Annotated in this window: 1 protein-coding gene; it reads left to right on the forward strand. The window is 61.6% G+C overall.

The features are described from left to right. On the forward strand, positions 1-411 hold a 411-nt coding region (locus tag DY467_RS25805; protein WP_164639882.1), incomplete at both ends, for a molybdopterin-dependent oxidoreductase.

Genomic DNA, 411 nt, shown 5'->3' on the forward strand with positions numbered 1-411 from the left:
GAAGGAGGGCGCTTACGGGAATGCCGAACGCCGAACCCAGTTCTGGCACCAACTCGTCAGTGCGCCGGGCGACTCTCGCTCCGACCTGTGGCAGTTGATGGAGTTCTCCAAGCGCTTCACGGTCGAGGAGGTGTGGCCCGAGGACCTGATCGCCAAAAAGCCGGAGGTTCGCGGAAAGACTCTGTACGACGTGCTGTATCGCAATGGTCAGGTCGACAAATATCCGGTGTCGGATCTCGAAGCTGGCCACCTCAATCAGGAATCCAACGAGTTCGGCTTCTACGTGCAGAAGGGGCTGTTCGAGGAATACGCCAGTTTTGGCCGCGGCCACGGCCACGATCTCGCGCCGTTCGATAGGTATCACAAGGAGCGTGGGCTGCGCTGGCCGGGGGCCGACGGTCCAGAGCACCG

It is taken from the genome of Rhodopseudomonas sp. BR0G17 (assembly GCF_010907025.1).
Lineage (GTDB): Bacteria > Pseudomonadota > Alphaproteobacteria > Rhizobiales > Xanthobacteraceae > Rhodopseudomonas > Rhodopseudomonas palustris_H.